Annotated in this window: 3 tRNA genes; all 3 read left to right on the forward strand. The window is 52.7% G+C overall.

Annotated features, from left to right (window positions below):
- The first annotated feature begins 2 nt into the window (after positions 1-2).
- The 3 genes from DEO48_RS19415 (at position 3) to DEO48_RS19425 (ending at position 334) form a co-directional block, all read left to right on the forward strand.
- Positions 3-79 (forward strand) — tRNA-Arg (locus tag DEO48_RS19415).
- Between the two features lies 1 nt (position 80).
- Positions 81-157: transfer RNA gene (locus DEO48_RS19420), tRNA-Arg, on the forward strand.
- Positions 158-259: 102 nt separating this feature from the next.
- A tRNA-Gly gene (locus DEO48_RS19425) sits at positions 260-334 on the forward strand.
- Positions 335-602: the final 268 nt, after the last annotated feature.

Genomic DNA, 602 nt, shown 5'->3' on the forward strand with positions numbered 1-602 from the left:
GACCGCCACTAGCTCATCTGGATAGAGCATCAGCCTTCTAAGCTGAGGGTTCGAGGTTCGAGTCCTCGGTGGTGGACCATGCGTTGTTAGCTCAGTTGGATAGAGTATTGCTTTCCGAAGGCAAGGGTCACTGGTTCGACTCCAGTACAGCGCACCATGCAAGTGTAGGCCAAGACGTAGGTCTACCGACGCGATAGTCCGGACGTGCAGGACTCTAAATACGATAACGTTGACGGCGGGGAAACAGACCCGCACTTTCGCGGTCATCGTATAATGGCTATTACCTCAGCCTTCCAAGCTGATGATGCGGGTTCGATTCCCGCTGACCGCTCCATTTTATGCCTTCTGGCCTGCGATGAAGGGCCAGAGGGCGAACAGTAAAGCATACTGGCGATAATGACTTAGTGCTGCCCGTACCGGGTCAACGTTGCCAGTGTGTTTTACTGTTGCGGCGAATCCCACTAAGCGTAGGGGCGAAAACAGCGATTAACCCTAAACTGTTATATGTAATTTCTCGCAACGCGAGCCACGGTGGCTGACCAAAGGCTCATGGAGAGGCACTCCACACTGCAACACCCATTCAAATCAAAAGGAAGTGAAGA

It is taken from the genome of Enterobacter sp. CGMCC 5087 (assembly GCF_003144775.1).
GTDB classification, from domain to species: domain Bacteria; phylum Pseudomonadota; class Gammaproteobacteria; order Enterobacterales; family Enterobacteriaceae; genus Enterobacter; species Enterobacter cloacae_M.